Consider the following 25,523-nt stretch of genomic DNA (forward strand, 5'->3'; position numbering starts at 1 on the left):
TTCAAGCGAGGCGCCGCCGGACCTCTCCCCATGCACCCCCGCGCCGAGGAGTTCAAAGAACGCGTCGAGGAGCGATACGGGTTCGAGGTCGCTGTCCACGAGTTCCCGGAGGGAACCAAAACCGCCGCCGACGCCGCCGAGGCGGTCGGCTGTTCGGTCGAACAGATCGCGAGCGGGATCGTCCTCTCGGCTGGAGGCGATCTCGTCATCTCCGTGACCAGCGGCGCCAACCGCGTCAGCGAGGCGAAGATCGCGGCGCGGGTCGGCGTCGATCCGGCGACTGTTTCGATGGCCGACGCCGACGAGATCAAGACGACGCTCGGGTGGTCGATCGGGGGCGTCCCGCCGTTCTGTCACCGGACGGCGGTGCCGGTATTCCTCGACGAGACGCTGACGGAGTTCGATGAGGTGTGGGCCGCCGCCGGGACGCCGGAGGCGGTCTTCCCGATCGATCCCGAAAGCATCGCCGGGTTCTCCGATGCGACCGTAACCGACGTCGTCGAAACCGGCGCATGACGACGCCGGGGGATACCCGAACCGTGCGCGTCCTCTCGGGCGGCGACGTGGCGGCGTGTCTGGATCTCGAAACGCTGCTGTCGGCCGTCGCCGACGCACTCCGGGCCCAGGGACGCGGCGAGATCGAACGCCCCGACCGCCCCCACTTCCCGATCGGTGAAGGCGCCGTTCCGCCGGAGAGTAGCGATCCGCGCCCCGATCCGTCCGGAACCGGGCTCGTCATGCCGGCGTACGTTCACGGCTCGCCGTACTTTACCACAAAAACCGCCAGCGTCGTCGGGGACAACCCCTCCCGCGGGCTGTCGACGGTCAACGCCGCCATCGCGTTGACCGATTCCCGGACGGGACTTCCGGTCGCATACCTAGCGGGCAACCGGATCACCAACGCCCGGACTGGCTGTATCGGCGGCCTCGCGGCCAGGGAACTGGCGATCGACGGACCGCTCCGTATCGGCGTGATCGGGGCCGGAACACAGGCCAGATGGCAGGTCCGGGCGATCTCGGCGGCGAGCGGGATCGGATCGGTCCGGGTGTACGCCCCGAGCGACTCCCGGGAGGCGTGTGCCGCCGACCTCCGGGCGAGAGGGATCGATTGTGAGGCGGTCGGTTCACCCGCTGCTGCGGTCCGTGACGCCTCGGTGGTCGTCACCGCGACGACGGCGACCGAACCCGTCATCGACGGGGACGACCTCGCGCCCGGAACGCTCGTCGTGGCGGTCGGCGCCTACACCCCCGAAACGCGAGAACTCGACGATCGGACCGTCGATCGGGCGGCCGAACTGTTCGCCGACGTCCCCGAGGAGGCCGCCGAAACCGGCGACTTCCCGAACCACGGTTCGGACGCGCTGACGCCGTTCTCGGCGGTCCTCGAGGGGAACGCTGGACGGGGCCACCCCGACGACGTGCTGGTCGTGGCCTCCGTCGGGACCGCAGTACTGGACGCCGCCGCGTCGGAACTGGTCTACGAGACGGCCGTCGACGACGGCGTCGGGACGGAGACGACGCTGTAGTCCGCCGGTTCCGATCCCGTCGGTTGGCAGTCGACGCAATATGTCCGGTTCGTTGTTAGTATCAAACCGACCAGTGTCCCGTTTTTATTATTGTAATATACTTCGAATGCCAAGGTTATTAAACTTCTATAGATATTTGTTAATACGATGGAGCTAACCAGACGGCGGGCGTTGCTCGCGGCCGCAACCGCGGGCGGTATCGGGGCGACGGCGGGCTGTCTCGAGGGCTCGGGCGGCAGCGGAGACGCCGGGGCGTCCGAGACGTCCGCGCAGTCGTCGTTTTTCGTCTTCGGCGATATCGCAGACCACGTCGCCGGCGACGCGGCGGCGTCGGAACTCCTCGTCCCGGTCGGACAGCACGGACACGGCTGGGAGCCCGGGCCGAGGGTCCGTGAGGACATCGGAGATGCGGACCTGTTCGTCCACGGGATGGAGGGATTCCAGCCGTGGGTCGACAACATTCGGGGCGACCTCTTGGCCGACGGGGCCGACGTCGCGACGGTCGACGCCAGCGCCGATGTGTCCTTGCTCGAAGCCGGCGACCACAGACAGGAGGAGGACGACCACGACGGGGAGGACCACGAGGAAGGGGACGACCACGACAGCGGGGCGATGGATCCCCACTTCTGGATGGACCCGATTCGGACACGGGAGGCGGTCGGGACGATCAGCCAGGGTTTCGCCGACGTCGATCCGGCCAACGCCGACACCTACATCGAGAACGCCGAGAGCTTCGGCGCTCAACTCGAGGACCTCCACGAGCGGATCGACTCGCTGGTGGCCGAGGCGTCCAGCGACGTCTTGCTCGTCGCCGGACACGACTCCTTCAGCTACTTCGTGGACCGGTACGGCGTCACCGTCGAATCGCTCACCAACGTCTCTCCCGACGACAGGCCGACGTCGCGCGATATCGAGCGCGCCCGGGAAGTCGTCGAGACGCACGGTATCGAGTATCTCTGTGCGGATCCCCTCGAATCCCAGCAGGCTGCCGAGCAACTGGCCGAAGAGACCAACGTCGAGGGCGTGTTGCCGCTGACGGCCATGCCCGGGTTGACCGACGAGTGGGACGCCGACGGCTGGGGATACGTCGGGATAATGGAAAACGTGAATATACCCACGCTGGAACAGGCCCTAGACGCATAATGGCTGCTATAGAAGTCCGGGACGTCACCTTCGGGTACGGCGAGCAGCCGGTCGTGGAGTCGGTCTCGCTCGACGTTGCCGAAGGGGAGTTTCTCGGGCTCGTCGGCCCGAACGGGTCCGGGAAGACGACGCTTTTGAAGCTCATCATCGGGCTCGAAGCGCCCGACAGCGGTACGGTCAGGCTGTTCGATGAACCCGCAGTCGAGTTCGACGACGGCGAGCGGATCGGCTACGTCCCACAGGACGTCGCCGCCACGGAAGACGAAATGCCGATCACCGTCGAGGAGGCCGTCCGAATGGGTCGGTATCCCCACCGATGGGTCGGACGGTTCACCGACGACGACCGACGGTCGGTGCGGGAGGCGATAGAGCGGGTCGGGATCGAGGACCTCGCGGACCGACGCGTCGGACGCCTCTCGGGCGGGCAGCGCCAGCGTGTGTTCATCGCGCGTGCGCTCGCCAGCGAGGCGGACCTGCTGGCGCTCGATGAACCGACTGTCGGCGTCGACGCCGAGTCCAGGGAGGCGTTCTATCGGCTGTTGCACGAGCTGAACGACGAGGGGATCACGATCGTCCTCATCGAACACGACATCGGCGTCGTGACGACCCACGCTTCCGAGATCGCCTGTCTCAACCGAAGGCTGTACTTCCACGGCGACCCCGAGGAGTTCGTCGAGACCGACGCGTTGGCCGACGCCTACGGCGGCTCCCAGCGGGTCATCCACCACGACCACTAACTGATAACGATGTACCAACCGATACGTTCCGCAGGAAACGCCTCGATCGCCCTCCAGAGTGCGACGAGCCGGCTCCTCGATGCAGTGCTCGACGGGCTCTGGGGGACCGCGCTGGATGCTCTCGCCCGCGTGACCGGAATCGAGATGCTCGGCTCCCCGTTCATGCAGCGCGCCTACCTCGCGGCCGTCTGTGTCGCGATCGTCGGCCCCCTCGTCGGGGTGTTCCTCGTCCACCGCGAGATGGCGATGATCGGCGACACGCTCGCACACTCGGCGTTCGCCGGCGTCGCCGCGGGGCTGTTCGCGAACTCGATTCTGGCGGTTTCTGTTCCCCCGATCTTCACCGCACTCGTCGTCGCCGCGGTCGCCGCGTTGCTCGTCCAGACGCTCGTCGACTACGCGGGCGCGTACCGTGACACCTCCCTCGCGATCGTGTTGACCGGCTCTTTCGCCGTCGGGAGCGTCCTGATCACGGCGACTGACGGCGGGATCGCCGTCGGTATCAATGCCTACCTGTTCGGGTCGTTGGCGACAGTCTCACGGACGAACGCCGGCTCGCTCGTGGCCACGACCGCCGTCGTCGTCGTCGTCGTCGCGGCGGCCTACCGGCCGCTCGTGTACGTCACGTTCGACGAGATCGGTGCCCGGGCGGCCGGGCTCGACGTCGCGCGCTACAACCGGCTGCTCGCGGTGCTGACCGCGGTCGTCGTCGTGGGCGCGATGCAGATCATGGGCGTGATCCTCGTCGCCGCCATGCTCGTGATCCCCGTCGCCGCCTCGACGTCGGTGACAGGGTTCAAGCGGTCGGTGGCGGCTGCGGTCGCGGTCGGGCAGTTCGCGACCGTCGCGGGCGTGACGGTCTCGTATTGGTACGACGTCGCCGCGGGAGGGACGATCGTACTCGTCGCGATCGCGTCGTATCTCGCCGTCGGGGCGCGAAACCGGCTCCGGATCCGCCTCAATCGGGGGGGGACCCGGACGGAAAGCGACGCGGAGACGCGGGCGGCCGTCGCCCGGGACGGCGGAAACGGCGAGAACGGGTGACAGCCGGACGACAGCGACGGACGATCGGATCGCCTTCCCGGGTCGGGTCGTCGCCCCGATGCGTCGCGTCGATCGACGGCTATATTTTTCGGCGAACCGCAGTCTTGACCGAATGGTACGGGTAGACGGCGTGTTCGATGCCGAGCGCGTCGCCGTCGTCGGCGCGACCGAACGGGAGGGATCCGTCGGCCGCGCGATCACGCGGAACCTGCTCGAGGACTTCGCCGGCGAGATCGTTCCGGTGAACCCCAACATCGACCGGGTATTCGATCGCCCGTGTCGGGACAGCCTCGCGGGAACGGACGCCGATCTCGCAGTGGTCGTCGTTCCACCCGAGGCCGCCCTCGAAGCCGTCGAGACGGCCGGAGAGGAAGGGATCGAGAGCCTCGTCGTCGTCACCGCCGGGTTCGGCGAAACGGGTAGCGAGGGGGCCAGACGCGAAGCGAAACTCGAAGAGCTAGCAGCCGAGTACGACCTCGGTATCGTCGGGCCGAACTCTCTCGGCGTCATCTCGACGCCCTCCGGGCTGAACGCGACGTTCGCCCCCGACAACGCCCGTCCGGGAACGATGTCGTTTATGAGTCAATCGGGCGCGCTCGTCACCGCGATCCTCGAGTGGGCTGCCGACCGCGGGATCGGGTTCAAAGACATCGTCTCGCTTGGTAACAAGGCGGTCCTCGACGAGGCCGACTTCGTCGAGACGTGGGGCGGGGACCCGGATACCGACGTCGTATTGGGCTATCTCGAATCGATCGAGGACGGCCGGCGCTTCATCGAGGCGGCACGGGACGTGACCGAAGGGACGCCGGTCGTCGTCCTCAAGTCCGGCCGGACCGACGCCGGGGCGAAGGCCGCCTCCTCACATACCGGCGCGATCGCCGGCAGCGAGGCGGCCTACGAGGCCGGCCTGCGGAAGGCGGGCGCGATCCGGGTCGACTCGACGGAGGCGCTTTTCGATACCGGCGCGATGCTCGCCGGCGGCTCCGTTCCCTCCGCCGACGGCGTCGCCGTCGTGACGAACGCCGGCGGGCCGGGCGTGATCGCCACCGACGCGATCGGCGACTCGAACGCCGAGTTGGCGTCGCTGGCCGAAGAGACGCGGGAACGGCTCGCAGACGCCCTGCCGGCGACGGCGAACGTCCACAACCCTGTCGACGTCATCGGCGACGCGCCCGCCGGGCGGTTCCACGACGCGCTCGAGGTGGTCCTCTCGGATCCGGCCGTCGGGAGCGCGGTCGTCATCGCGTGTCCCTCCGCCGTACTCTCGTTCGATCGGCTCGCGGAGACGCTCGCAGCGTTCCGCCGCCGGGAGTCGATCCCGCTCGCGGCCTGTCTGATGGGCGGCGCCGCCGTCGAGGGAGCCGCCGAAACGCTCGCGGAGACCGATACGCCGACGTACTTCGATCCGACCCGGGCCGTCCGCGGGATCGACGCGCTGTACCGATACCGGGAGGTCCGCGACCGCAAAGAGCGATCGCCGACGCAGTTCGATGTCGATACCGACACTGCCCGTTCGATCCTCGGACGGGTCGAACGGCGGTCGGACAACAGGCTCGGCATCGAGGCGATGGAACTGCTCGATGCCTACGGGATCCCGACGGTCGACGGCGAGATCGTCGATTCGCCGGACGCGGCACTGGCGGCGGCCGAACGGCTCGGCGGCGACGTCGTCATGAAGATCGTCTCGCCGGACATCCTTCACAAGACCGACATCGGGGGCGTCGAGGTCGGCGTCGACCCGGCGGACGTCGAGGGCACCTACGAGTCGATCGTCACCCGGGCGAGGAACTACCAGCCGGACGCACGGATCTACGGCGTTCAGATACAGGATCGGATCGATCTCGAGGAGGGCGTCGAGACGATCGTCGGGACGAACCGCGATCCGCAGTTCGGCCCGGTCGTGTTGTTCGGCCTCGGCGGCGTCTTCGTCGAGGTCTTCGAGGACACGACGGTCCGGATCGCGCCCGTCTCCGAGCCCGAGGCCGCCGCCATGATCGACGAGATCGAGTCGGCGCCGCTTTTGCGGGGGGCACGCGGCCGCCCGCCGGTCCGCGAGGACGCCATCGTCGAGACGATCGGACGGATCTCACAGCTCGTCACCGACTTCCCAGCCATCGTCGAACTGGATATCAACCCTCTCGTGGCGACTCCCGACGGCGTCGCCGCGGTCGATCTCCGTCTCACCGTCGACCCCGAAAAACTATGACCGTACTCGTCACTTCACTCGAAGAGAGCACAGGCAAGACCGCGGTCGCACTGGCGCTTGCGATCACGGGGCGCGACCGCGGCGAACGCGTCGGCTACATGAAACCGAAAGGGACCAGACTGCAGTCGGCAGTCGGCAAGACCCTCGATGAGGACCCCCAACTCGCACGCGAACTGCTCGATCTCGACGCCGAGATGCACGAGATGGAGCCGATCGTCTATTCGCCCACCTTCGTACACGAGGCGATCCGGGGCCGCGAGGACCCCGATGCGCTCCGCGAGCAGGTGCTGACGCAGTTCGAGTCGCTCGCCGCGGAGGTAGACCGGATGATACTCGAGGGGAGCGGCTCGCTGACGACCGGCGGGATCGTCGGGCTGACCGACGGCGACATCGCCGAGCTGTTCGATGCGACCGTCGTTCTCGTCGCACCCTTCTCCGAACCGGGCGACGTCGACGACCTTCTGGCAGCCACGGAGCTGCTCGGGGACCGGCTCGGCGGCGTCCTGTTCAACGGGGTTCCCGACGCCGCCTTCGATACGCTCGCGAGCGACGTCGTCCCGTTTCTGGAGGGTTGCGGAATCCGTGTCTACGGGACGATCCCACACGACGAAGCGCTGGCCGGCGTCACGGTCGCGGAACTGGCCGACGAACTCGGCGCGGAGCTGCTGACGGCCGACGCCCCGACCGACGCCCGCGTCCGTCGATCCGTCGTCGGATCGATGTCGGCCAACGAGGCCCACGGACGGCTCCGGCAGGTCCGCGAGGCGGTACTCGTGACCGGCGGCGACCGTCCCGACATACAGACCGCCGCCCTCGAGGCGGGCGGCGTCGAGTGTCTCGTTTTGACCGGCGGAATCAGCCCGCCGGACGCCGTCGTTGGGCGGGCGGAATCGGCCGGCGTGCCGATCATCTCGGTTCGAACCGATACCCGGACGACCATCGATCGGATCGAGGACGTGATCCGGGGCGGCCGAACGCGCGATGCCGACACCGTCGCGAGAATGGGTGAGCTTTTGGCCGACTACGCCGACGTCGACGCGATGTTGCCACCCGGAGAGCCCGGACAGGAGTAACCCGGGAATCGAATTCAGGCGGCTGACTCTACTTTCTCTACGATCGTCGCCTTGTCCTGGAACCCCACCATCCGCTCTTCGACCTCGCCGTCGGCGAAGAGATACAGCGTCGGCACGCCCTGGATCCGGTAGTCGGTCGCCAGATCCTGGTGGGCGTCGATGTCGACTTTCAGGACGGTCGCGTCGGTTTCGGCGGCGGTCTCGGCGACGGTCGGCGCAAGCATCTTGCACGGCCCACACCAGTCAGCGTAGAAATCGACGAGAACGACCGGATGCCCCTCGAGAAGCTCATCGAGGTGTTCGCCGCTTTCGACGTCTACCGGTTCGTCCGTCGATTCGGCACCTACGGCCAGTTTCTCGCGTTTCCGTTCACGAATCTCATCGATGTCTTCTGCGTCGTTCATACTGGCAGATTCACAAAGGGCTGAATTAATTCCACCGGCTGTGTATCGTTCGTACACTCACGATCGATAGACGCGAGCGTGGGGATGTCCCGTCGATCGCGTGTCGTTCCGACGCTGCCTGTCGCTCGTTCGCTTTTGTCGTGTGGGGCTCCCGTAATCGGTACCATGATTTAGCCCGTTCCCGTAGAGGTGGATAGACATGACCACTGACGGTGACTTCGAGGGATTCGGCGGGCGACACGTTCCGGGACCGCTGGAGGCACCGCTCGAAGAACTGGCCGAGACGTTCGATTCGGAGATCGATTCCGAGGCGTTCCGCGCGGAGTTCGATCGACTGCTCGAACACTTCGGGGGCCGTCCGACCCCTGTCTTTCGCGCCGAGACGCTGAGCGAGCGATACGACGCGAACATCTACTTCAAACACGAGGACCTGCTGCACGGCGGGGCGCACAAACTGAACAACACCCTCGGACAGGGTCTGCTGGCCAAGCGAGCCGGGAAGGACCGGCTCATCGCCGAGACGGGGGCGGGACAACACGGCACCGCGACGGCGATGGTCGGTGCGCTGCTCGATATGCCCGTGACGGTGTATATGGGCACGAAGGACATCGACCGACAGGAGATGAACGTCTTTCGGATGCGACTCATGGGCGCCGAGGTCGAGCCGGTGACCCGCGGCAATCAGGGACTGGCCGAGGCGGTTGACGCCGCCTTGGAGGACTACGCCGAAACGTTCGAGGAGACGCACTACCTTGTCGGGAGTGCGGTCGGCCCCGACCCCTACCCCCGGATGGTCCGTGAATTCCAGTCGGTCATCGGACGGGAGGCCCGCGAGCAGATCCTCGAACTCCACGGGGAGTTCCCGGACGCCTGTGTCGCCTGCGTCGGGGGCGGGTCGAACGCGATCGGGCTCTTCAGCGGCTTCATCGACGACGAGGACGTCTCGCTCTATGGGGCCGAACCGGCCGGGAAGGGGCTCGAGTCGGGCGAACACTCCGCGCCGCTTTCGGCAACGGAACACGAGGAGCCACAGGTCTTCCAGGGGATGAAGACGAAGGTTATCGACGAGGAAACGACGAATCACTCGGTCAGCGCCGGCCTCGATTACCCCGCTGTCGGACCCGAACACGCCGCGTTGCAGTCGCTCGGGCGCGCCGAGTACCACGGAATCACCGACGAGGAAGCGCTCGCTGCCTTCCGCGAGCTGAGCGAAGCCGAGGGGATCATTCCCGCCCTGGAGCCGAGTCACGCGATCGCCCTGGCGATCAAACTCGCCGAGGAGGACCGCCACGGGACGATCCTCGTCAACCTCTGTGGCCGCGGGGACAAAGACATGCAGACCGCCGCCGAGAAGTTCGACCTCGCGTGACCGGACGGATAGGCGACAACAGTTAAGGGGAATCCACCCGACTCGCCGCCATGGAAACGGAGTCCGTACCGCAGGAGATCACGTCACTCGTCGGACGGGAAGTGTACTCGAACAACGGCGTCTTCGTCGGCGAGATCGAAGACATCCGCCTCGATCTACAGAAGGAACTGGTCACCGGGCTCGCGCTCGGCGACGTGAACAACGAGCTGTTCGACGTCCGGGTTTCGGACTCGGAGGGGGTCATCGTCCCGTATCGCTGGGTCCGGGCCGTCGGGGATATCGTCCTCATCAACGACATCGTCGAACGGCTCCAGGATCCGGATGACGAGGAGAACGTCTAGCTACTGTTCGAACTCTCGCCGCCGCTCTCGACGCCCATCGCCTCGAAGAGCTTCGACCGGACCGCCTGTTCGGTGAGCTCTAACAGCGTGTCCCTGTTGTCGCCGGTGATCTCGAGCCCGGTGAAGATCCCGAGCGGGATCTCCGCTGATGCGTCCGTCGAGTGCCCCCGGACGTCGCCGATCTCCTCGAAGGCGTCCTGCAGGACGTTGCCGATATTGATCCGGATGTCCTTCGAGCGGGCCGCGAGATAGATCGTGTCGTCGGCGATCGCAAAGACCGCCGAGGTCGTGATCCCCTCGAGGTTCAGCAGGTGCTGGGCGGCCTGCGAGAGGGCGTCCCGATCCCGGATGAACCCGGCGTTGGACACCAGATGTGAGCCCTTTACCTCACGACTCCGGATCGCCTCCGCGAGCACGTCGAGCGTTTCGGGGCTCATCGACGGCGATTCGACCTGTTCGAGCGTGTCGTGGTTCGCGAAGGGATACAGGTACGCCGCCGCGGTCAGATCCGCCGGCGTCGTGTCCCGCTTGAAATCGAGGGTCTCCGCACGGATCCCATACAGGAGTGCGGTCGCGACCTCCTCCGAAAGGCTGAGATCGAGCTCCTGGAGATACTTCGTGAGGATCGTCGACGTCGAGGAGACGTTCGACCGGACGTCGGAGAACGCCGCGTCGTACTCGACCTCCGGCTCGAAGTGATCGATGAGGATGTCGACGTCGCCCTCGACGACCGGGTCGGTCGCCTTCGCACAGTCGACCAACGCGAGCGTATCGTACTCCTCCAGGTCGGTGTTCGAGAGCGGCACCAGCTCGATGCCGAGCAGGTTGACGAACGCGCGGTTCTCCTGGTGGCCGATCTCGCCCTCATAGAGGATATCCGCCTCGACGTCGCGTGCCTCGGCGATCGCCTGTAGCGCGACCGCCGAGGCGATCGAGTCCGGACCCGGCGAACGGTGGGCCAGGATCGCGAGCGAGTCACCGCCGTCGATGATCTCGGCCATCTGGGTGGTCTTGTACTCGAGTTCCCCCTGTTCGAGCGCCCGGAGCGCCGAGTCTGCGATGACCTTCGAGGGGTTGATGACGACGTCCGCCCCCGATTCCTTGAGTTCCTCGGCGGTGACGGGATCGGAGGCACGAACAATAATGAACCGCTCGCCGCTCCGCCTTTCGAGGTTCTCGACGGCCGCCTGGTTCGCCTCGATGTCCGACGAAAGGATGAGAACGACGTCCCGGTCGGCGATGGCCTCCGCGGCGGCATCCTCGCGGATGTCCGCCGTACGGGCGTCGAGATCCTGATCCCGCAGGGCCTCGACGCGCCCCTCGTCCCGGTCGAGGATGAGTACGTCCTTGCCTTCCTCGACGAGTCCCTCCGCGACGGCGTGGCCGACGCTCCCGCAACCGAGGATCGCGTACGTCGACATCGAAGCCATCGAGATGGCGGTGCTCATATAGCGGCGACGAGGAGCGGCGAACACTTAATATGCCCGTACCCGCCGAGTCGTGCCACTGTCGGACGATCCGCCCGACGAACGCAACCTATTTGAACCGACCGCCGATACGTGGGAACGCGGGGCCGATAGCTCAGTCAGGGAGAGCATCTGGCTCTTAACCAGACGGTCGGGGGTTCAAATCCCCCTCGGCCCGTACAGTAAAACCGTGAGCGTAGCGAGCAGGTGAACGAACCGGCAGAGCGGGATTCGAACCACACGAAACGAGCAGGGCGGAGTCTCGTATCGGGTTTAAATCCCCCTCGGCCTGTTTTTCACGAGCGGTCGCGAGTCGCGTAGATACGGGTACAGCGACGGGATCGTCCGTCGAGGAACGCCCGCGTCATTCCTTTGGGTTCGGATCGCCCGATTGCCGCTGTGTCACGACATCGACGGCCAACAGGACGGCGTACAGCAAACAGAACCCGAACAGAAAGATGAGGACGACGAGGTGTGGATCGACGTAGATGGGGTCGGCGAGCCAGCCTGCCATCCCGCCGGGGGAAAACGCGAACGCGCCAGTGCCGACGATGACCGCCGGCCGGTGTCGGGAGATCATCCGATCTGGCCCTGAACGGGAATTCTTTCTGCCGATACATGAACGCTTATAAGAACCGCATATACCATTCCGTATCGCTCGTGAACGATATGTAGATGAACTGCTCGAACGGCGGTAGCACTTCAGCGGGCTGAACCGACGTCTCGCCTGGTCTACTCCGGCGTTACCCGAGTTCCGGCGCCGGGTAGACGTCGAGATCGAGCCACTCCTCGGTACCCGAGAGGAGATGCATCCGGTCCGTCACGTCCTCGATCGCATCGAGAACGTCGTCCAAAAGTACCGCGAGCTGCCGGTAGACGACGCCTGTGCCGTCGGAATCGCCGTCGAAAGCCGCCGACAGCACGTCCCCTCGGATCGCGTCGGCCTCGCTTTCGCGTGTTCGGATCCGCGTTACCTGTTCGGTGATCGAGACGGCGCCGTCCGGGCGACACAGCGCGCGAACGAACGTCGATACGGCGGTTTCCAGTTCGTCGACGGCGGCCACGGCGTGTTCAGCCATCCGGTAGAGGCCGTCGAGACACGGCTCGCGTCGTCGCGGTTCGATCGCCGCCAACTCCGTCGCGAACTGCTCTGTGGCGTTGGCGACCGAATCGAGGGTACCGTACAGCTCGAGCAGCCGGTCGGTGTGGAAATAGATCCAGGTCAGCCGGATACCGGCCGTTTCGGGATCGACATCCGTGACGAACCCGCCGAGTTCCCGAACCGTCCTGTCGCAGTCGCTTTCGAGGCGCCGCGTTCGCTCGACGATCGGGCCGTAGTCACCCCCCTCCCGGTACCGGTCGACGAGCGTTGGGAGCGTCCCGACGCAAACGGTGAGATCCTCGAGGTACCGGTCGGTAAGCGATTCGAGCTGTCGGCCGAACGCCGCCGGGCTATCGGCATCCATACCCGATGTATCGACGGTCGGGGAAAGTCGCTTGCTATGAGATCTATATACCGTACGGTACCGGTCCGGAGCCGACAGTTTCGGGGGCTACTCACCGAAGAGAGGAACGACCCGAGCGCTAAGCGTCACGGGAAAAACGTACTCGAGTACTCGACCGATACAGTCAGTGAACCGCTATAGCTTGCCGGCCTTCTGCAGCTTCATGAGGTCCTCGGTATCGAGGGTCTCGCCTTCCTTGAACTGCTGGTAGATCTCCTCGGCTTCTTCCTTTGCGGCCTCGCGTTCCTCGGCGCGGCCTTCCTCGCGTTCCTCCTCTTCCTCTTTGTCGAGCTCGCGGAGCCGTTTCTGGACGCGGACGAAGTCCTCGTGGTGGCGGTCGGCGGCCTCCTGGGCCTCGACGAACTTGTCGTGCCACTCGTCGGCCTCGTCGCGGATGTCGTCGGCCTCGCGGTAGGCCTCGATCATCTTGTTGTGGTGCTCTTGGGCCTTGTCGGCCAGTTCGGTCACCTTCTGGTGGTGTTTCGAGGCCTCGGCGCGGACCTCCTGGGCCTCCTCTTTGAGTTCCTCGAGTTCGCCGCCCTGATCGAGTTTCTCCTTCCGGTCGGAGAGCTTCTCGCGTTTCTCCTCGATCTTCTCGATGAGTTCGCGCTCGTCCTCCGTCGAGAGAACCTCGGTCTGCTGTTTGAATTCCAGGTCCTCGATCTCCTCTTCGAGCTTGTCGACACTTTTGCCCTCGTTCAGCTCGAGGTCGTCTTTCAGTTCGTCGACCTGATCGAAGAGTTCGTTGGCCTTCGCGTTGAGTTCGTTGCGTTTCTCTTTGTGTTCCTGGACCTGTTCGTTGAGTTCGTCGCGCTTCTCGCGGTGCTCTTGGGCCTCGTCGACTTTCTCGCGGGTCTTCGCGTTGAACTCATCTCGCTTGGAGGCGCGCTCGGAGGCCATCTGGTTCAGCTCGTTCCGTCGGTCACGGAGCTGACCGGCCTTCTTGATAAGCTGGCCCTTGGATTTGTTCTCGAGGTCGTCTTCTGTCAGTTCTACGTTGTCGGATTCGCTAATTGACTCTGCCATGGTTACTCACGTTGCTCCATTACCGCTCCGGCCGCGGACAGCAACCGCTGCTGAACCGTCGGTCGCCGTATAAGGAAGGTTCCCTGTCATTCTGGTCGGCTGACGATGCTGCCGAACGCCGGACGCGTTCTGGTAACCAAACATATATTGCGTCGGTATTTAAAGCTTGTGGGGCGCATAACCCGTGGAAACACCCCTCACAGCCCGGCAGAAGCTACGTTAAGTGTTCACACACTATGTTCGGGAACATATAAACGACCACGTCACGAACCGGCCACACCCCCGGTACGTTCCGGATCGCTGAAGTGCGCCGTCGGCCTCGAACCGATAATGAGACAGCGCGTACAGGCGATCGGCCACCAAAACGTCACCGCCGAACACACGAGTACGTTCGAGTTCACGAGCGACGACTGGTTGACGCCGGCCGGCGACTGCATCCTCGGAATCGAGGCCGCGCCCGTCCCGGCGGCGTTCGAGGATCGCTTCGTCGAGGCCTGCCGATCCGAGACGGCGACGATAACCGCCACGCTACGCGTCGAGGGCCACGAACAGATCATCGAGGGTCGTGGGAGTCCGGCGTTGACTTTCGAGAGCGACCGTAGCATGGTCGGGCGGACAAGCGAGTACGTCGACGATCGGACGGTGATGATCGGCGCCGACACCGCAGCGGCCGACATCGATCGCGCCCTCGTCGACGCGCTCGCCGACGGGGCGACACTGGAATGTCTCTTCGAGGTCGAGTGAGGACACCGGCGTTTTCCGGAAGACAGCGTTTTTCTCCCGGCGACCGTAGGCGGGGACATGGACGACGAGCCAGCCGAGAACATTTCCGGTGGCGACTCGGGCGGCGGCGCGTTCGCCGCGTTCGAGCCGAACGAGGCGGAGACGAAATCGGAGGCGGTCGTCGATCGCCTCGGCGAACTGTACTGGCAGAAAGCGTACGGCGGTCGGGATGGCCTCGAATGTCTCGTCCGGACGATCCTCAGCCAGAACACTTCCGACAAGGCAAGCCAGCCCGCCCACGACGCCCTGATGGAACGGTACGGCTCCGGGGACGACCTGGCGGCGTCGCTTGCCGCCGCCGAACAGTCCGAACTCGCGGAGACGATCTCCTCGGCCGGACTGTACAACCAGAAATCCGAACGGATCATCCGGATCGCCGAGGATATCGTCGAGACGTACGGCGGCGCCGACGGGTTCGACCGGTTTGTCAGGGAGGAACCACCCGAAGACGTCCGGGAGACGCTTCTCGAGATGGGCGGCGTCGGCCCCAAAACCGCCGACTGTGTCCTTCTCTTCGCCGGCGGGCGCGGCAGCGTCTTTCCCGTCGATACGCACGTCCACCGGATCGCCCGACGGCTGGGGATCGCCCCCGCTGACGGCGACCACGAGGGGGTCAGGCAAGCGCTGGAGGCCGCCGTCCCCGGCGAGAAGTGTGGGTTCGGCCACACCGCGATGATCCAGTTCGGCCGGGAGTACTGCTCGGCCCGGGAACCGGCGTGTCTGGACGATCCCGACGCCTGTCCGATAGCGGATCTCTGCGATCAGGTCGGCGTCTATCCCGAGACCGGCGAGGTGATCGACCCCGCCGACGCGCCCGAGTCGAACGGCAAGTAACACGCAGTCGCCCGTGAATCCGAGCAGGGCCTCGGCGGACGCTCACCCGGCGCCGGTCGTCGAACGGTCGGGACCGCTCCGATAGACCGCCGAGAGGATCACCGCCGCGATACCGAAATCCAGACCGTGTCCGAGCAGGTGATGGACGGGCATCGGGACGATCCCGAGGACGGTCCCCATTCCGAGGATCGAACGGACGAAGAGCGCGCCGACGGCGACGGCGATAAGCGCGTATCGCCGGCTCCGGCGGCGCCGGTAGGCGACGACGCTCAGGCCAAAGAGGATCCCGGTACCGAGTCCCGCGAGCGAAAGCACCGCCAGGATCACCACCGACGCGGGATAGCTGACCCACTCGCCGCCGAGCCGAGCCAGGAAGGCGAAAAACACCATACTCGGAATTGGAGGCGAGCCGATAATGGTGTTACGGGATCCGAACACCCCCATCGCCGGGGACCTTTTGTATCCCGCAGACCGGAATCAACGTATGCTGACGAAGGACCTGCTCCGCGTCTCGCGAGCCGGCGGCGGCTACCGCCCCCGGTTTACCGATCCCGACGACGAGGCGATCGCGGCGCGGGTTCTCGGCGTCTATCAGGGCCACGTCGGACGGACCCGCTCGGAGCTGGAGGCGGCACTCGAAGAGGTAGAGCGCGAGGCCGCGGATTTCAAGCTCGTTCGGGGGTTCGCGAAGCTGCTCGAACGGGAGGCGACCTTCGAGACGCGGGCCCCGATCGAGCCCCGGCGCGCCCGGACGGCCGCCTTCGAGGCCGCCGAACCCGACGGCGTCGTCACGGCGACCGAGCGGGAAGCCGCCCTCGAAACCGCCGCGGATCGGCTCGGCCGGTCGCCCGAGGCCGTCGAGTCGTCGCTGTTCGCCGACCTAGAGCGGGCGGCCGTCCTGGCCGGGATCGACACCGACTACGATCCCCCCTCGCTCCGACGACAGTACGACCTCTCGTTGGCCCAGACGGCACTCTTCGACGCCGTCGAGGTCCGGATCCGCTCGTCGGATCCGAAGGCGCTCGTTTCGACAGTCAAACGGCTCCGGCTGCTCTATGAGATCCACCGGACCGACGGCGGGCGAGAGGTGATCGTCACCGGCCCGGACGCCCTTTTCAAACGCTCGCGCCGGTACGGGACCCGCTTCGCCCGGCTCCTTCGTACCGTCGCGAAAGCCGACGAGTGGCACCTCGAGGCGACGATCGACGACCGCGGAACCGAACGACGGCTGGTCCTCGAGGACGGTGACGTCTCCGTCCCCGGGATCGAGCCGGTTGCCGAGCCGACTTTCGACAGCGGCGTCGAATCGGATTTTTATTCCCGCTTTTCGGCGCTGGATCTCGACTGGCGGCTCCTCAGGGAGCCCGAACCGCTCGAGGCCGGCGAGTACGTCGTCGTTCCGGACTTCGCGTTCGAGTGGGCCTACGGGGAGTTCCGGGTCTTCTTCGAGATCATGGGTTTTTGGACGCCCGAGTACGTCGAAAAGAAGCTCTCGCGGTTCGCCGACCTGGAGGACGTCGCCTTTCTGGTCGCCTACGACGAGAGCCTCGGCGTCGGCGAGGCGATCGAGGCGACGGGACAGCGGGCGATCCCCTACACCGGAACGGTCCGGCTGAAGAGCGTCCGGGACGCGCTCCGGCCCTACGAAGAGCGGCTCCGAAAGGAAAGCGCCGACGCGATCCCGGAGCCGCTTTCTCCCGAGGGAGGCGTCGTGACCGTCGATGGGCTGGCCGAACGCCACGGCGTTCCCGAGTCGGCGATCGAGGCGGCGACGCTGCCCGACCACGAACAGGTCGGCCGAACGTTCCTCCGGCCGGGCGTGCTCTCGGAGGTCGAGACACGGCTCGAACCCGGAATGACGCTTTCGGCCGTCGAAGACGTTCTGGACGGACACGGGATCGACGAGACGAGCGCCGTCCTCTCGCGGCTCGGATACCGCATCGAGTGGGACGGGCTGAGCGGCGGGACCTTGCGGGAGACGTGAGCGGCGCGACCGGCGGTATCCTCGTAGCCCCTGCCCCGGCGGCCGGGAACGACCGCCCTCTCGCCCTCGCGTTCGTTACTCCTGACGGGGATCGAACTCCCGCTGTCGGCCCTTCGGCATCCGGGATCTGAGTTCGCCGTACAGATACAGGCCGACGCCGATCGGCTCGACCGCGCCGGCGATCCCGTGGGCGGCGATGAGATACCCCCAGTCCCCGTCCCACGCCGGGTCGGTGTCCGCCCCGCGCAGGAACGCCCTCGCTTCGGCCTCCTCGAGGACGAGTACGTTCCGGTCGGCCTCGCGACCGAACCGCTGGACGGCGTCGGTCGTCGGCTTCCAGTGTTCCTGTCTAGTCCGCAGGAACGTCATGCCGAGTCCCTCGACTGCAGCCGGCGATTCGATCTCGTCGGCGAACGCCCAGATCTTGCCGGCGCCCTTCTCCCAGAACGTGTATCCCTCGAACGTTTCGAGATCGAGGCCGAACCGCTCGACCCACCACTCGATCACCTCCCTTCGCGTCGCCCGTCCCTCGACGGTCCGATCATCGGGGGTCGCCGGAAGCCGATCGAACCGCGATCCGTCGTTTCTTTCGGGCTGCGCGCCGCGGTTTCCGTCGGTCATCCGGCCACCTCCAGTTTCGCACAGAAGAACCCGCCGGTGTCGTTGTGGTGGGGGTAGATCCGCTTTGCCCGCCGCATCGAGTCCTCGAAGGTCTCGCCGTTCCACTCGGTGATCCCCGGGACGGACTCCAGCGGCAACTCGAACTCGACGAGCCGACAGTCGTACTCCTCGAGTGCGTGCTGGAGGACGGCCTCGTTCTCCTCGGGGGCGAACGTACACGTCGAGTAGACGACGGTTCCGCCGGGGCGGGTCACCTCGATCGATCGGGCGAGGATTCCCCGCTGGACGCCGGCGATGCCCTCGACGTGATCGAGCGACCACGACTCGACGGCTTCGGGGTTCTTCCGGACGGTCCCCTCACACGAACAGGGGACGTCGACGAGCGTTCGATCGAACCGTTCGCCGGAAAACGGCTTCAACGAGAAGTTCCGTGCGTCCGCCCTGGTTACGACGAGGTTGCTCACGCCACAGCGCTCGGCGTTCGAGCGGAGCGCCGACAGCCGCCCGAGGTTGTTGTCGTTGCCGACCAGCAGCCCCCGATCCTCCATGCGCGCCGCCAGCTGCGTCGTCTTGCTGCCCGGCGCGGCACAGCAGTCGAGCACCCGTTCGCCGGGTTGTGGATCGAGCGCCAGCGCCGGCACGGCCGAGACCTCCTCCTGGCCGTAGATCCACCCGTGGACGAACGGCCAGGAGTTGCCTGGCGATTCCCCCTCGCCCAGCCGGAAGAGCCCCTCGTGCCAGCCGACGGGCTCGAACTCGACGCCCGCCGCCTCGAAAGCCCGCCGGACGCGCTCTGGCGTCGCCTTTATTCCGTTGACCCTGACGACCGACGGCAGCGGGCGCTCACAGGCCGCGTGAAACGCCGCCGGATCGTCGGCGAGCGGGTCGTATCTCGAGAGCGGATCCATGGTGCCCCTCGATCGGCCGACGGTTTGTCGGTATCGGTCCACGACCGGGAAGCTGCGGTCTCGTTGACAGCCCACGCTTATTACCGGCGGGGGCGTTCATCCGGTCATGGCGCGCATCCAGATCCACACCGATCACCTCGAATTCGACGACCCGGTGCTGATCGAGGGGCTTCCCGGGGCCGGGCTCGTCGGCAAGATCGCCGCCGATCACCTCATCGAGACACTCGGGATGACGTACTACGGGTCGCTGCACTGCGAGGGGCTCCCGCAGGTCGCCGTCTACGAGGGCGAGTCCTCTGTGGTTCGACCGCCGGTTCGGCTCTACGCCGACGAGGCGGCCGAGCTCCTCGCGCTTCAGAGCGACGTTCCCGTCTCGCCGACGCAGGCCAGCGAGTTCGCCGACTGTGTCACCGGGTGGGTCGATTCGAACGACGTCCTCCCGCTCTATCTGAGTGGCCTCGGCGAGGAGAAAGACGGCGCCCCGGAGCTGTACGGGATCGCGACCGGATCGGCCGAGCCGGTCCTCGAAGAGGCCGGGATCGTCCCACCCCGCGGCGGCGGAATGGTTACCGGCCCGACCGGCGCGCTGTTGCACCGGGCGACCGAGACCGGGCTCGATTCGGTCGGGCTCATCGTCCAGACGAACCCGCAGTTCCCCGACCCCGAGGCCGCACGCACGATCCTCGAACACGGCGTCGGTCCGATCGCCGATGTCGAGGTCGATACGGGTCGGCTGATCGAGCGGGCCGACGAGATACAGAACGCGCGCGAACAGCTCGCCGAACGGCTCCAGGAGGTGGGCCGCGACGAGAGCACGGAGGCCCAGCCGATCCGTGGCTTCCAGTAGCGGTGGCGGAATCGCGCTTCCGTGACGAAGTTTATATATCCGGCAGTCCGATCCGGAGACGACCAGAGATGTACCGCGCCCGCGATCAGGTCGAAAACGAGGAGTGGCTCGCCGCCATCGACGACGCCGCCGAACGGCTCGACCTCGACGGGGACGCCAAATCCCGGGCGATCGACCTGTTTCTCTCGACGGTCCCCACAGAGGAGCGATCCAAGCGGGCGACGGTCGCCGCCAGCCTCTATGCCGGGGCGCTCATCGCCGGGGACCGCCGGTCCCAGTCGGACGTCGCCGACGCCGTCGGTGTCTCGCGGCTGACCGTCCAGAAACGCTGGAAGGGCCTCCTCGAGGAGTTCGGGCTCGAACCGCCGCAGTGGTAGCTGTCGGTGGCCGCCTGATCTTCCGGACGGCGACGATCGCCCGGAAGGCCAATGGAAAAGGCTTATGCGCGTTTTGACAGTGTATCAGGACAATGAGCCAGCGGTTCGACGAGTTCGAGGAGCGACTCTCGGAATACGAGTCGCAGATCGATACGGTATATCGGCTGTATCACATCCCCGTTCTGGCAGCCCTCATGCTGTTCATGTTCTGGATACGGGTCCGAAACTACACCGATAACATCGGCCAGAACGGCGAACCGCTCTACCGCGGGAACGATCCCTACTACCACCTCCGGTCGACGAACTTCGTCATCGAGAACTACCCGTTCACGATGCCGTTCGATCCCTGGACCGGGTTCGCGGCCGGGCATCGAACCGGCCAGTTCGGAACGATCTACGATCAGTTCGTCGCGACGGTCGCGCTCGTCGTCGGACTCGGCTCCCCCTCCCAGGAGACCGTCGTTATGACGACACTTTTCGTCGCGCCGGTGCTCGCTACTCTGAGTGCGATCCCGATGTACTACATCGGCAAGCGTCTCGGGGGGCGTTTCGGCGGCATCATCGGCGTGGTCGTGCTCGCGATCACGCCGGGGCAGTTCCTCACCCGGAGCGTCGCCGGATTCTACGATCACCACGTCGCCGAAGTGTTTCTCACCCTCCTCGTTTTGGCGGCCGGGATGAAGTTCCTCGCCGTCGCCCAGCGTGAGGGCGCAATCTACGAGTTCATCCGGACCCGGGAGTTCGGATTGCTCCGCGAACCGGTGAAATGGGGACTCGTCCTCGGCGTCCTGTTTACCCTCGCCGTCCTCAACTGGCCGCCGGCGGTCTTCCTCTTCGGCGTCTTCGGCGCGTTCCTCTTTTTCATCCTCTCTTTGGAGTTCGTCCGCGGCCACAGCCCGGACCACATCGCGATTCCCTCCGTCGTCGCGATGGTGACGGCGGCCGTGTTGGTCGTGCCGTTCCTGCAGGATTTCAGTTTAAACCCGACTGATTACTCGATCGCGCACGTTCTCCTCCCGCTTGCAGTCGCCGCCGGTGCGGCCTTCATGGCCGGCGTCGCCCGGCTATGGGAGCGGCGCGAACTCAGCCGGACGGCGTACCCGCTCGGGATCCTCGGTGCCGGGCTGGTCGGGGTCGGTATCCTTGCGGTCGCCGCACCCGATGTACCGGACTTCTTCATCTCGCAGTTCCTGCGCGTCGCCGGGCTCGGGACGACCGACACCGCGGCGACGATCGGCGAGGCCCAATCGCCTAGCGACCCGATCGGGCTCTTCTATAACAGCTACGGGCTCGGGTTCTACACCGCCCTGATCGGCTGGGCGCTCGTCCTCTATCGCGTCGTCGCACGAAAACGCCCACGGGCAGATTTCCTTTTGATCGCCGTCTTCGGGGCGTTCATGCTCCTGTTTACGCTGACCCAGACCCGGTTCGAACACTATCTGGTCGTCGCGGTCGCGGCCGGAAACGCCTACATCGTCGGGTGGATCTACCAGTTCGTCGACCTGGAGGACGTCCGGGAGGACATCCGGAACGTCAAGCCGTATCAGGTGTTGATCGTCATCGCGATCCTGTTTGTCATCGCCGGCCCGACCGTCATCGCCGGCTCGACGGCGGCGACGGCGGACCGGGCCACCCAGCCCGGCGAGATGCAGTACTGGGGCGACAGCCTCGATTGGCTCTCCGAGGAGACGCCTGAACTCGGGGCCTACGGCACCGGCGACGATCCGAGCCTCGAGTACTACGGGCTCTACGAGAACCGGGAGGATTACGAGTACGGCGACGGGGAGTACGGCGTGATCGCGTGGTGGGACTACGGCCACTACATCACGACACGGGGCGAACGCGTCCCGGTCGCCAACCCGTTCCAGCAGAACGCAGGGATCGCGGCCGACTTCCTGCTCGCCGGCAACGAGACCGCCGCGATAGACGGACTAGAGGAGGACGCCGGCGAGGGCGAGGGCGTCCGGTACGCCATGATCGACTACCAGCTCGGCGTCGCCGGAACGACCAAGTACAACGCCCCCGCGGCGTTCGATTCCCGAGGGATCGACCGACAACAGGTCGACTTCGGCAACGGCGCACAGATCAGCACGATACCCGATATCGGGATCCTCCTGATCAATCAGGAGGGCGGATTGAGAACGACGCTTCAACCACAGCGCGCCTACGAGAGCATGCGCGTCCGGCTGTACCAACACCACGGCTCCGCGATCGAACCCTCGACGAACGTCCTCCGGTTCGGCGAAAGCAACCTCGAGGAGGGCTGGGCGATCCAGCCGGAGGGCGGCGACATGATCGAACAGTATAACTCCTCGGAAGCCGCCGCCGAGGCGGCCGCGGACGATCCCAACGCCATGCACGGCGGTCTGAGAGCCCCCGCCGAGCGAGTCGAGGCGCTCGAGCACTTCCGGATGGTCCACGCCAGCGAGCAGACGGCGACCGATCTGGGCGGCCGGGCGCCCTCCGCGAGCCAATCGTGGGTCAAGACCTTCGAGCGCGTCGACGGCGCGACCGTCGAGGGGACCGGCCCGGCGAACACTGAGGTCCAGGCGTCCGTCGAGATGGAGATCCCAACGACCGGCGAAACGTTCGTCTACGCCCAGTACGCCGAGACTGACGCCGAGGGGAACTTCGAGATGACGCTCCCGTACTCGACGACGGGCTACGACGAGTTCGGCCCCGAGGAGGGGTACACGAACCCGAGTGTCAGGTCTAACGGTAGCTACCAGTTCATCGCCCCCGACGCTGGCGCGATCGGGCAGGCGAACGTCTCCGAGGCACAGGTCATCGGCGAGGACGACAGCCCCGTGACGGTCGAGTTAGCGTCCCTCGAGAGCCAGCTGATCGGCGACGACGTGGACGACTCCGGCGAGTCCGACGTGACCGACGGTGACGACACGTCGGGCGCCGAAACGGCCGAAAACAGCCGGGTCGTGCCCGCGTCCTGATGAGCCGGGCCGCCGGGATCCGCGCGTGGCTCGTCGTGTATCTCAAGGGCGTCTGTATGGGTACTGCCGACACGGTCCCCGGCGTCTCCGGCGGGACGATCGCGCTCGTGGTAGGCGTCTACGAGCGGCTGATAACGGCGCTGACGGGACTCCGAACGGACACGCTGTGGCAGCTCCGTGCCCTCCACACGGCCGAAGGTCGGAGACGGGCGGCGACGGCGCTCGTTCGGGCCGACGTTCCGTTTCTTCTCGTCCTCGGCGCTGGCGTCCTGTCGGCCGCCGCGACGGTCGCGACCGGAATGCACGCCGCCGTTACCCGGTATCCCGCGCCGACTTACGCGTTTTTCTTCGGTCTCATCGCCGCCTCGGCGGTCGTGCTGTTTCGCCACGTGACCCTCCGGACGCCGCCGCGGCTCCTCGTCGGCGGGATCGGCCTGGTGGTCGCGTTCCTCCTCACGGATCCGTCACTGTCCGGGACGCGCACCTCGACGCTTCCGGTGCTGTTTCTCGCCGGCACGGTCGCGATCTCGGCGATGGTGCTGCCCGGCGTCTCCGGGGCCTTTCTCCTGCTCGTCTTGGGCCAATACGAGTACGTCAGTTCGATCCCCCGGTCGATCGTCGAGGGGGCGATCGCAGCGCTCGGCGGGAACCCGGAACCGCTTTTCGGGGCGCTCGTTCCCCTCATCGTCTTCCTGGCCGGCGCGCTCGTGGGGCTGTTCTCGGTGGCCCACGCCGTCCGGGCAGCGCTGGCTCGATACCGACAGGGAACGCTCGTCTTTCTGGTCAGCCTCATGGTCGGCGCGCTGCGGCTTCCGATCACCGAAATAAGCGGTAGCGTGCCCACCCTCTCTCCGTCCGCCGCCGCGCTCGTCGTCGTCCCCGCGGTCGTCGGTGCGGTTGCCGTCCTCCTTTTGGACCGGTACACCGACGACCTCGAGTATTGATCACCTTCGAGCCCTGAAGATGAAGACGCATATGGCCAGGCCGACGCTTCGGACGCTCGCGCTTTTCGCCGCCGTCTTCGCGGTACAGACGCTCGGCGGGGTCGTCGGGATCGGGACGGGGCTTTTCGCGCTGGCGCTCCCGCTCGGGGATCGACCCTGGACGATCGTCACGAGCGTCTACGCCCACGGGGGATTCACACACCTGCTCGCCAACGCCGTCGCGCTCGCCGTCGTCGGCCCGCTCGTCGCCCGCGTGACGACCCCGATCCGGTTTCACGCCTTCTTCCTCGGTACCGGCGCGATCGCCGCCATCGCACAGATCTTCCTCACCGTCCCGCTCGGTCCGACTGCCGTCCTCGGCGCCAGCGGAGCGATATTCGCGCTTCTCGGCTACACGCTGGTGGGGAACCGTGCCTCCGAGGCGGTGCTTGCGTGGCTTCCGATCGGACGTCGGGGCCGGCTGACGCTTTTCGCCGTCGTCGCCGCGGTTTTGACGCTCGCGACGGCTGCGCCGGGCGTCGCGCTGGTTGCTCACTTCGTCGGCTTCTCGCTCGGCGCCGTGGCCGGTCGGGGCCGGATCCTGCATACGTCGCGCGAGGCGACGCCACGCCAGTGAGACGGGAGCCGGAGAGGCGAGACACAACACCAAAGGTCGGCGGGAGCGGACCCCCGGACATGTACGAGGGCGTCCATGCATACCCCGACGGCCGGGCGACCGCCGCCAGGCTCGCGAAGACCGCGGCGGCGTTCGGTTACGATGGGGTCGTGATCCGGAACCACGGCGACGCCCAGACCGAGTACGATCCGGGCCGGATCGGGGAACGTTACGGGATCGACGTGGTCCGGGGTATCGAGATCCGTTCGGACGATCCGGGACAGGCGAGCGGCCTCGTCGGGAACTACCGTTCGAAGCGGACGATCGTCTGTGTCCACGGTGGGTCGCTGAACCGGTTTGCGGTCGAACAGCCCGCGGTGGACGTACTCGCCCACCCGATGGACGGCGGGGACATCAACCACGTGCTGGCGAAGACGGCCGCCGAGAACGGCGTCCACCTGGAGTTCAATCTCGCTCGCGTCCTCCGGGCGGAGGGGGGCGAACGGGTCGGGGCGATCAAGGGGCTCCGAAAGCTCCGGGAACTCGTCGAAAAATACGACGCGCCGTACGTCGTCTCCGCCGACGCGCGTTCACATTTACAGCTACGGGCGCCCCGGGAACTGGTAGCCGTCGGCGAGACGGTCGGGTTCGAGCGTGAGGCGATCGCGAGCGGTCTGGCCGCGTGGGGCGAACTGGCCGACCGCAACCGGACGCGGCGTTCGGATGCGGTAATCGAACCCGGCGTCCGGGTCGAACCCCGCGACGGCGACGGAGAGGGCGGCCGATGAGAGGCGGCCATCCGCAACCGGTGCCGCCGGAGCTATGCGTCTGGGGGCCGATTT

The 25,523-nt window shown here is 66.3% G+C and carries 26 protein-coding genes and 1 tRNA gene; 19 read left to right on the top strand and 8 right to left on the bottom strand.

Translation table 11 applies throughout. From position 1 onward, the window contains the following. Positions 1-30 precede the first annotated feature (30 nt). The 7 genes from KM295_RS02005 (at position 31) to KM295_RS02035 (ending at position 7,729) form a co-directional block, all read left to right on the top strand. The gene (locus KM295_RS02005; protein WP_256028195.1) at positions 31-516 is read left to right on the top strand and encodes a YbaK/EbsC family protein; all 486 of its coding nucleotides are present in this window, start codon (positions 31-33) and stop codon (positions 514-516) included. After that, entirely contained in the window at positions 513-1,526 is a 1,014-nt protein-coding gene (locus KM295_RS02010; protein ID WP_256028196.1) for an ornithine cyclodeaminase family protein, read from the top strand. Before KM295_RS02005 ends, KM295_RS02010 begins: the two co-directional genes overlap by 4 nt. A gap of 147 nt (positions 1,527-1,673) precedes the next feature. After that, positions 1,674-2,669 carry a metal ABC transporter substrate-binding protein gene (locus tag KM295_RS02015; protein WP_256028197.1) on the top strand — a complete coding sequence of 332 codons (996 nt, stop codon included), beginning with the start codon at positions 1,674-1,676 and terminating at the stop codon, positions 2,667-2,669. After that, the gene (locus KM295_RS02020) at positions 2,669-3,406 is read left to right on the top strand and encodes a metal ABC transporter ATP-binding protein (protein WP_256028198.1); all 738 of its coding nucleotides are present in this window, start codon (positions 2,669-2,671) and stop codon (positions 3,404-3,406) included. Before KM295_RS02015 ends, KM295_RS02020 begins: the two co-directional genes overlap by 1 nt. A 9-nt stretch (positions 3,407-3,415) precedes the next feature. Beyond that, positions 3,416-4,450, top strand: a complete 1,035-nt coding sequence (locus tag KM295_RS02025) for a metal ABC transporter permease (RefSeq protein WP_256028199.1) — start codon at positions 3,416-3,418, stop codon at positions 4,448-4,450. 112 nt (positions 4,451-4,562) lie between these two features. After that, the gene (locus KM295_RS02030; protein ID WP_256028200.1) at positions 4,563-6,656 is read left to right on the top strand and encodes an acetate--CoA ligase family protein; all 2,094 of its coding nucleotides are present in this window, start codon (positions 4,563-4,565) and stop codon (positions 6,654-6,656) included. Then, positions 6,653-7,729 (top strand): phosphotransacetylase family protein, encoded by a 1,077-nt coding sequence (locus tag KM295_RS02035; protein WP_256028201.1) that lies wholly within the window; start codon positions 6,653-6,655, stop codon positions 7,727-7,729. Before KM295_RS02030 ends, KM295_RS02035 begins: the two co-directional genes overlap by 4 nt. 14 nt (positions 7,730-7,743) lie before the next feature. Here KM295_RS02035 and trxA read toward each other — a convergent pair whose 3' ends face one another. Then, positions 7,744-8,133 carry a thioredoxin gene (gene trxA / locus KM295_RS02040; RefSeq protein WP_256028202.1) on the bottom strand — a complete coding sequence of 130 codons (390 nt, stop codon included), beginning with the start codon at positions 8,131-8,133 and terminating at the stop codon, positions 7,744-7,746. A 199-nt stretch (positions 8,134-8,332) separates the two neighbouring features. Between trxA and trpB the strand changes: the two genes are divergently transcribed. Both trpB and KM295_RS02050 read left to right on the top strand, forming a co-directional pair. Next, positions 8,333-9,502: a tryptophan synthase subunit beta gene (gene trpB / locus KM295_RS02045; protein ID WP_256028203.1), complete on the top strand. Its 1,170-nt coding sequence runs from the start codon at positions 8,333-8,335 to the stop codon at positions 9,500-9,502. Between the two features lie 50 nt (positions 9,503-9,552). Then, positions 9,553-9,843, top strand: a complete 291-nt coding sequence (locus KM295_RS02050) for a PRC-barrel domain-containing protein (RefSeq protein ID WP_256028204.1) — start codon at positions 9,553-9,555, stop codon at positions 9,841-9,843. Here the strand turns inward: KM295_RS02050 and KM295_RS02055 are convergent. After that, complete coding sequence (locus tag KM295_RS02055) at positions 9,840-11,291, bottom strand: DHH family phosphoesterase (protein WP_256028205.1); 1,452 nt, start codon at positions 11,289-11,291, stop codon at positions 9,840-9,842. The genes KM295_RS02050 and KM295_RS02055 overlap by 4 nt on opposite strands. Positions 11,292-11,413: 122 nt before the next feature. Here KM295_RS02055 and KM295_RS02060 point away from each other — a divergent pair. Continuing rightward, a tRNA-Lys gene (locus KM295_RS02060) sits at positions 11,414-11,487 on the top strand. Between the two features lie 186 nt (positions 11,488-11,673). On the opposite strand, the gene KM295_RS02065 is transcribed toward KM295_RS02060, so the two are convergent. The 3 genes from KM295_RS02065 to KM295_RS02075 form a co-directional block, all read right to left on the bottom strand. Then, complete coding sequence (locus tag KM295_RS02065) at positions 11,674-11,889, bottom strand: hypothetical protein (RefSeq protein WP_256028206.1); 216 nt, start codon at positions 11,887-11,889, stop codon at positions 11,674-11,676. Positions 11,890-12,052: 163 nt separating this feature from the next. Continuing rightward, positions 12,053-12,775, bottom strand: coding sequence for a DUF47 domain-containing protein (locus KM295_RS02070; RefSeq protein WP_256028207.1), 723 nt, complete (start codon positions 12,773-12,775; stop codon positions 12,053-12,055). 174 nt (positions 12,776-12,949) lie between these two features. Then, positions 12,950-13,840, bottom strand: coding sequence for a coiled-coil protein (locus KM295_RS02075; RefSeq protein ID WP_256028208.1), 891 nt, complete (start codon positions 13,838-13,840; stop codon positions 12,950-12,952). 330 nt (positions 13,841-14,170) lie between these two features. Here KM295_RS02075 and KM295_RS02080 point away from each other — a divergent pair, with 330 nt between their 5' ends. Both KM295_RS02080 and KM295_RS02085 read left to right on the top strand, forming a co-directional pair. Beyond that, positions 14,171-14,584 carry a DUF371 domain-containing protein gene (locus KM295_RS02080; protein ID WP_256028209.1) on the top strand — a complete coding sequence of 138 codons (414 nt, stop codon included), beginning with the start codon at positions 14,171-14,173 and terminating at the stop codon, positions 14,582-14,584. Positions 14,585-14,641: 57 nt separating this feature from the next. Continuing rightward, positions 14,642-15,457, top strand: coding sequence for an endonuclease III domain-containing protein (locus KM295_RS02085; protein WP_256028210.1), 816 nt, complete (start codon positions 14,642-14,644; stop codon positions 15,455-15,457). A 42-nt stretch (positions 15,458-15,499) separates the two neighbouring features. On the opposite strand, the gene KM295_RS02090 is transcribed toward KM295_RS02085, so the two are convergent. Further along, positions 15,500-15,847, bottom strand: coding sequence for a DUF7471 family protein (locus tag KM295_RS02090; RefSeq protein WP_256028211.1), 348 nt, complete (start codon positions 15,845-15,847; stop codon positions 15,500-15,502). A 94-nt stretch (positions 15,848-15,941) separates the two neighbouring features. Between KM295_RS02090 and KM295_RS02095 the strand changes: the two genes are divergently transcribed. Next, positions 15,942-17,441: a DUF790 family protein gene (locus KM295_RS02095; protein ID WP_256028212.1), complete on the top strand. Its 1,500-nt coding sequence runs from the start codon at positions 15,942-15,944 to the stop codon at positions 17,439-17,441. A gap of 75 nt (positions 17,442-17,516) precedes the next feature. Here KM295_RS02095 and KM295_RS02100 read toward each other — a convergent pair whose 3' ends face one another. Together KM295_RS02100 and KM295_RS02105 are read right to left on the bottom strand one after the other, a co-directional pair. Continuing rightward, entirely contained in the window at positions 17,517-18,062 is a 546-nt protein-coding gene (locus KM295_RS02100) for a DUF7122 family protein (protein ID WP_256028213.1), read from the bottom strand. Further along, positions 18,059-18,970: an RsmB/NOP family class I SAM-dependent RNA methyltransferase gene (locus KM295_RS02105; protein WP_256028214.1), complete on the bottom strand. Its 912-nt coding sequence runs from the start codon at positions 18,968-18,970 to the stop codon at positions 18,059-18,061. The genes KM295_RS02100 and KM295_RS02105 overlap by 4 nt, the downstream gene beginning before the upstream one ends. A gap of 106 nt (positions 18,971-19,076) precedes the next feature. Between KM295_RS02105 and KM295_RS02110 the strand changes: the two genes are divergently transcribed. From KM295_RS02110 to KM295_RS02135, 6 genes are all read left to right on the top strand, one after another. Next, entirely contained in the window at positions 19,077-19,817 is a 741-nt protein-coding gene (locus KM295_RS02110; RefSeq protein WP_256028215.1) for a proteasome assembly chaperone family protein, read from the top strand. 68 nt (positions 19,818-19,885) lie between these two features. After that, on the top strand, positions 19,886-20,194 hold the full coding sequence (locus KM295_RS02115) for a transcription initiation factor IIB family protein (RefSeq protein WP_256028216.1): 309 nt from the start codon (positions 19,886-19,888) through the stop codon (positions 20,192-20,194). Positions 20,195-20,286: 92 nt separating this feature from the next. Further along, positions 20,287-23,142: an oligosaccharyl transferase, archaeosortase A system-associated gene (locus KM295_RS02120; RefSeq protein ID WP_256028217.1), complete on the top strand. Its 2,856-nt coding sequence runs from the start codon at positions 20,287-20,289 to the stop codon at positions 23,140-23,142. Beyond that, positions 23,142-24,086, top strand: a complete 945-nt coding sequence (locus tag KM295_RS02125; RefSeq protein ID WP_256028218.1) for a DUF368 domain-containing protein — start codon at positions 23,142-23,144, stop codon at positions 24,084-24,086. The genes KM295_RS02120 and KM295_RS02125 overlap by 1 nt, the downstream gene beginning before the upstream one ends. Positions 24,087-24,117: 31 nt before the next feature. Beyond that, positions 24,118-24,702 carry a rhomboid family intramembrane serine protease gene (locus KM295_RS02130; protein WP_256028219.1) on the top strand — a complete coding sequence of 195 codons (585 nt, stop codon included), beginning with the start codon at positions 24,118-24,120 and terminating at the stop codon, positions 24,700-24,702. Positions 24,703-24,761: 59 nt separating this feature from the next. Then, positions 24,762-25,469 (top strand): RNase P subunit p30 family protein, encoded by a 708-nt coding sequence (locus KM295_RS02135; RefSeq protein ID WP_256028220.1) that lies wholly within the window; start codon positions 24,762-24,764, stop codon positions 25,467-25,469. Positions 25,470-25,523: the final 54 nt, after the last annotated feature.

The sequence above is a fragment of the Natronomonas aquatica genome (genome assembly GCF_024449025.1).
GTDB lineage: Archaea > Halobacteriota > Halobacteria > Halobacteriales > Haloarculaceae > Natronomonas > Natronomonas aquatica.

Bases quoted from the DNA above. Each gene is read 5' to 3' on its own strand.
- KM295_RS02100 (WP_256028213.1), bottom strand. From the start codon at position 18,062: ATGACCGACGGAAACCGCGGCGCGCAGCCCGAAAGAAACGACGGATCG.
- KM295_RS02020 (WP_256028198.1), top strand. From the start codon at position 2,669: ATGGCTGCTATAGAAGTCCGGGACGTCACCTTCGGGTACGGCGAGCAG.
- trxA (WP_256028202.1), bottom strand. From the start codon at position 8,133: ATGAACGACGCAGAAGACATCGATGAGATTCGTGAACGGAAACGCGAG.
- KM295_RS02035 (WP_256028201.1), top strand. From the start codon at position 6,653: ATGACCGTACTCGTCACTTCACTCGAAGAGAGCACAGGCAAGACCGCG.
- KM295_RS02085 (WP_256028210.1), top strand. From the start codon at position 14,642: ATGGACGACGAGCCAGCCGAGAACATTTCCGGTGGCGACTCGGGCGGC.
- KM295_RS02120 (WP_256028217.1), top strand. From the start codon at position 20,287: ATGAGCCAGCGGTTCGACGAGTTCGAGGAGCGACTCTCGGAATACGAG.
- trpB (WP_256028203.1), top strand. From the start codon at position 8,333: ATGACCACTGACGGTGACTTCGAGGGATTCGGCGGGCGACACGTTCCG.
- KM295_RS02055 (WP_256028205.1), bottom strand. From the start codon at position 11,291: ATGAGCACCGCCATCTCGATGGCTTCGATGTCGACGTACGCGATCCTC.
- KM295_RS02080 (WP_256028209.1), top strand. From the start codon at position 14,171: ATGAGACAGCGCGTACAGGCGATCGGCCACCAAAACGTCACCGCCGAA.
- KM295_RS02125 (WP_256028218.1), top strand. From the start codon at position 23,142: ATGAGCCGGGCCGCCGGGATCCGCGCGTGGCTCGTCGTGTATCTCAAG.
- KM295_RS02015 (WP_256028197.1), top strand. From the start codon at position 1,674: ATGGAGCTAACCAGACGGCGGGCGTTGCTCGCGGCCGCAACCGCGGGC.
- KM295_RS02030 (WP_256028200.1), top strand. From the start codon at position 4,563: ATGGTACGGGTAGACGGCGTGTTCGATGCCGAGCGCGTCGCCGTCGTC.
- KM295_RS02095 (WP_256028212.1), top strand. From the start codon at position 15,942: ATGCTGACGAAGGACCTGCTCCGCGTCTCGCGAGCCGGCGGCGGCTAC.
- KM295_RS02110 (WP_256028215.1), top strand. From the start codon at position 19,077: ATGGCGCGCATCCAGATCCACACCGATCACCTCGAATTCGACGACCCG.
- KM295_RS02010 (WP_256028196.1), top strand. From the start codon at position 513: ATGACGACGCCGGGGGATACCCGAACCGTGCGCGTCCTCTCGGGCGGC.
- KM295_RS02115 (WP_256028216.1), top strand. From the start codon at position 19,886: ATGTACCGCGCCCGCGATCAGGTCGAAAACGAGGAGTGGCTCGCCGCC.
- KM295_RS02025 (WP_256028199.1), top strand. From the start codon at position 3,416: ATGTACCAACCGATACGTTCCGCAGGAAACGCCTCGATCGCCCTCCAG.
- KM295_RS02075 (WP_256028208.1), bottom strand. From the start codon at position 13,840: ATGGCAGAGTCAATTAGCGAATCCGACAACGTAGAACTGACAGAAGAC.
- KM295_RS02065 (WP_256028206.1), bottom strand. From the start codon at position 11,889: ATGATCTCCCGACACCGGCCGGCGGTCATCGTCGGCACTGGCGCGTTC.
- KM295_RS02050 (WP_256028204.1), top strand. From the start codon at position 9,553: ATGGAAACGGAGTCCGTACCGCAGGAGATCACGTCACTCGTCGGACGG.
- KM295_RS02070 (WP_256028207.1), bottom strand. From the start codon at position 12,775: ATGGATGCCGATAGCCCGGCGGCGTTCGGCCGACAGCTCGAATCGCTT.
- KM295_RS02130 (WP_256028219.1), top strand. From the start codon at position 24,118: ATGGCCAGGCCGACGCTTCGGACGCTCGCGCTTTTCGCCGCCGTCTTC.
- KM295_RS02090 (WP_256028211.1), bottom strand. From the start codon at position 15,847: ATGGTGTTTTTCGCCTTCCTGGCTCGGCTCGGCGGCGAGTGGGTCAGC.
- KM295_RS02105 (WP_256028214.1), bottom strand. From the start codon at position 18,970: ATGGATCCGCTCTCGAGATACGACCCGCTCGCCGACGATCCGGCGGCG.
- KM295_RS02005 (WP_256028195.1), top strand. From the start codon at position 31: ATGCACCCCCGCGCCGAGGAGTTCAAAGAACGCGTCGAGGAGCGATAC.
- KM295_RS02135 (WP_256028220.1), top strand. From the start codon at position 24,762: ATGTACGAGGGCGTCCATGCATACCCCGACGGCCGGGCGACCGCCGCC.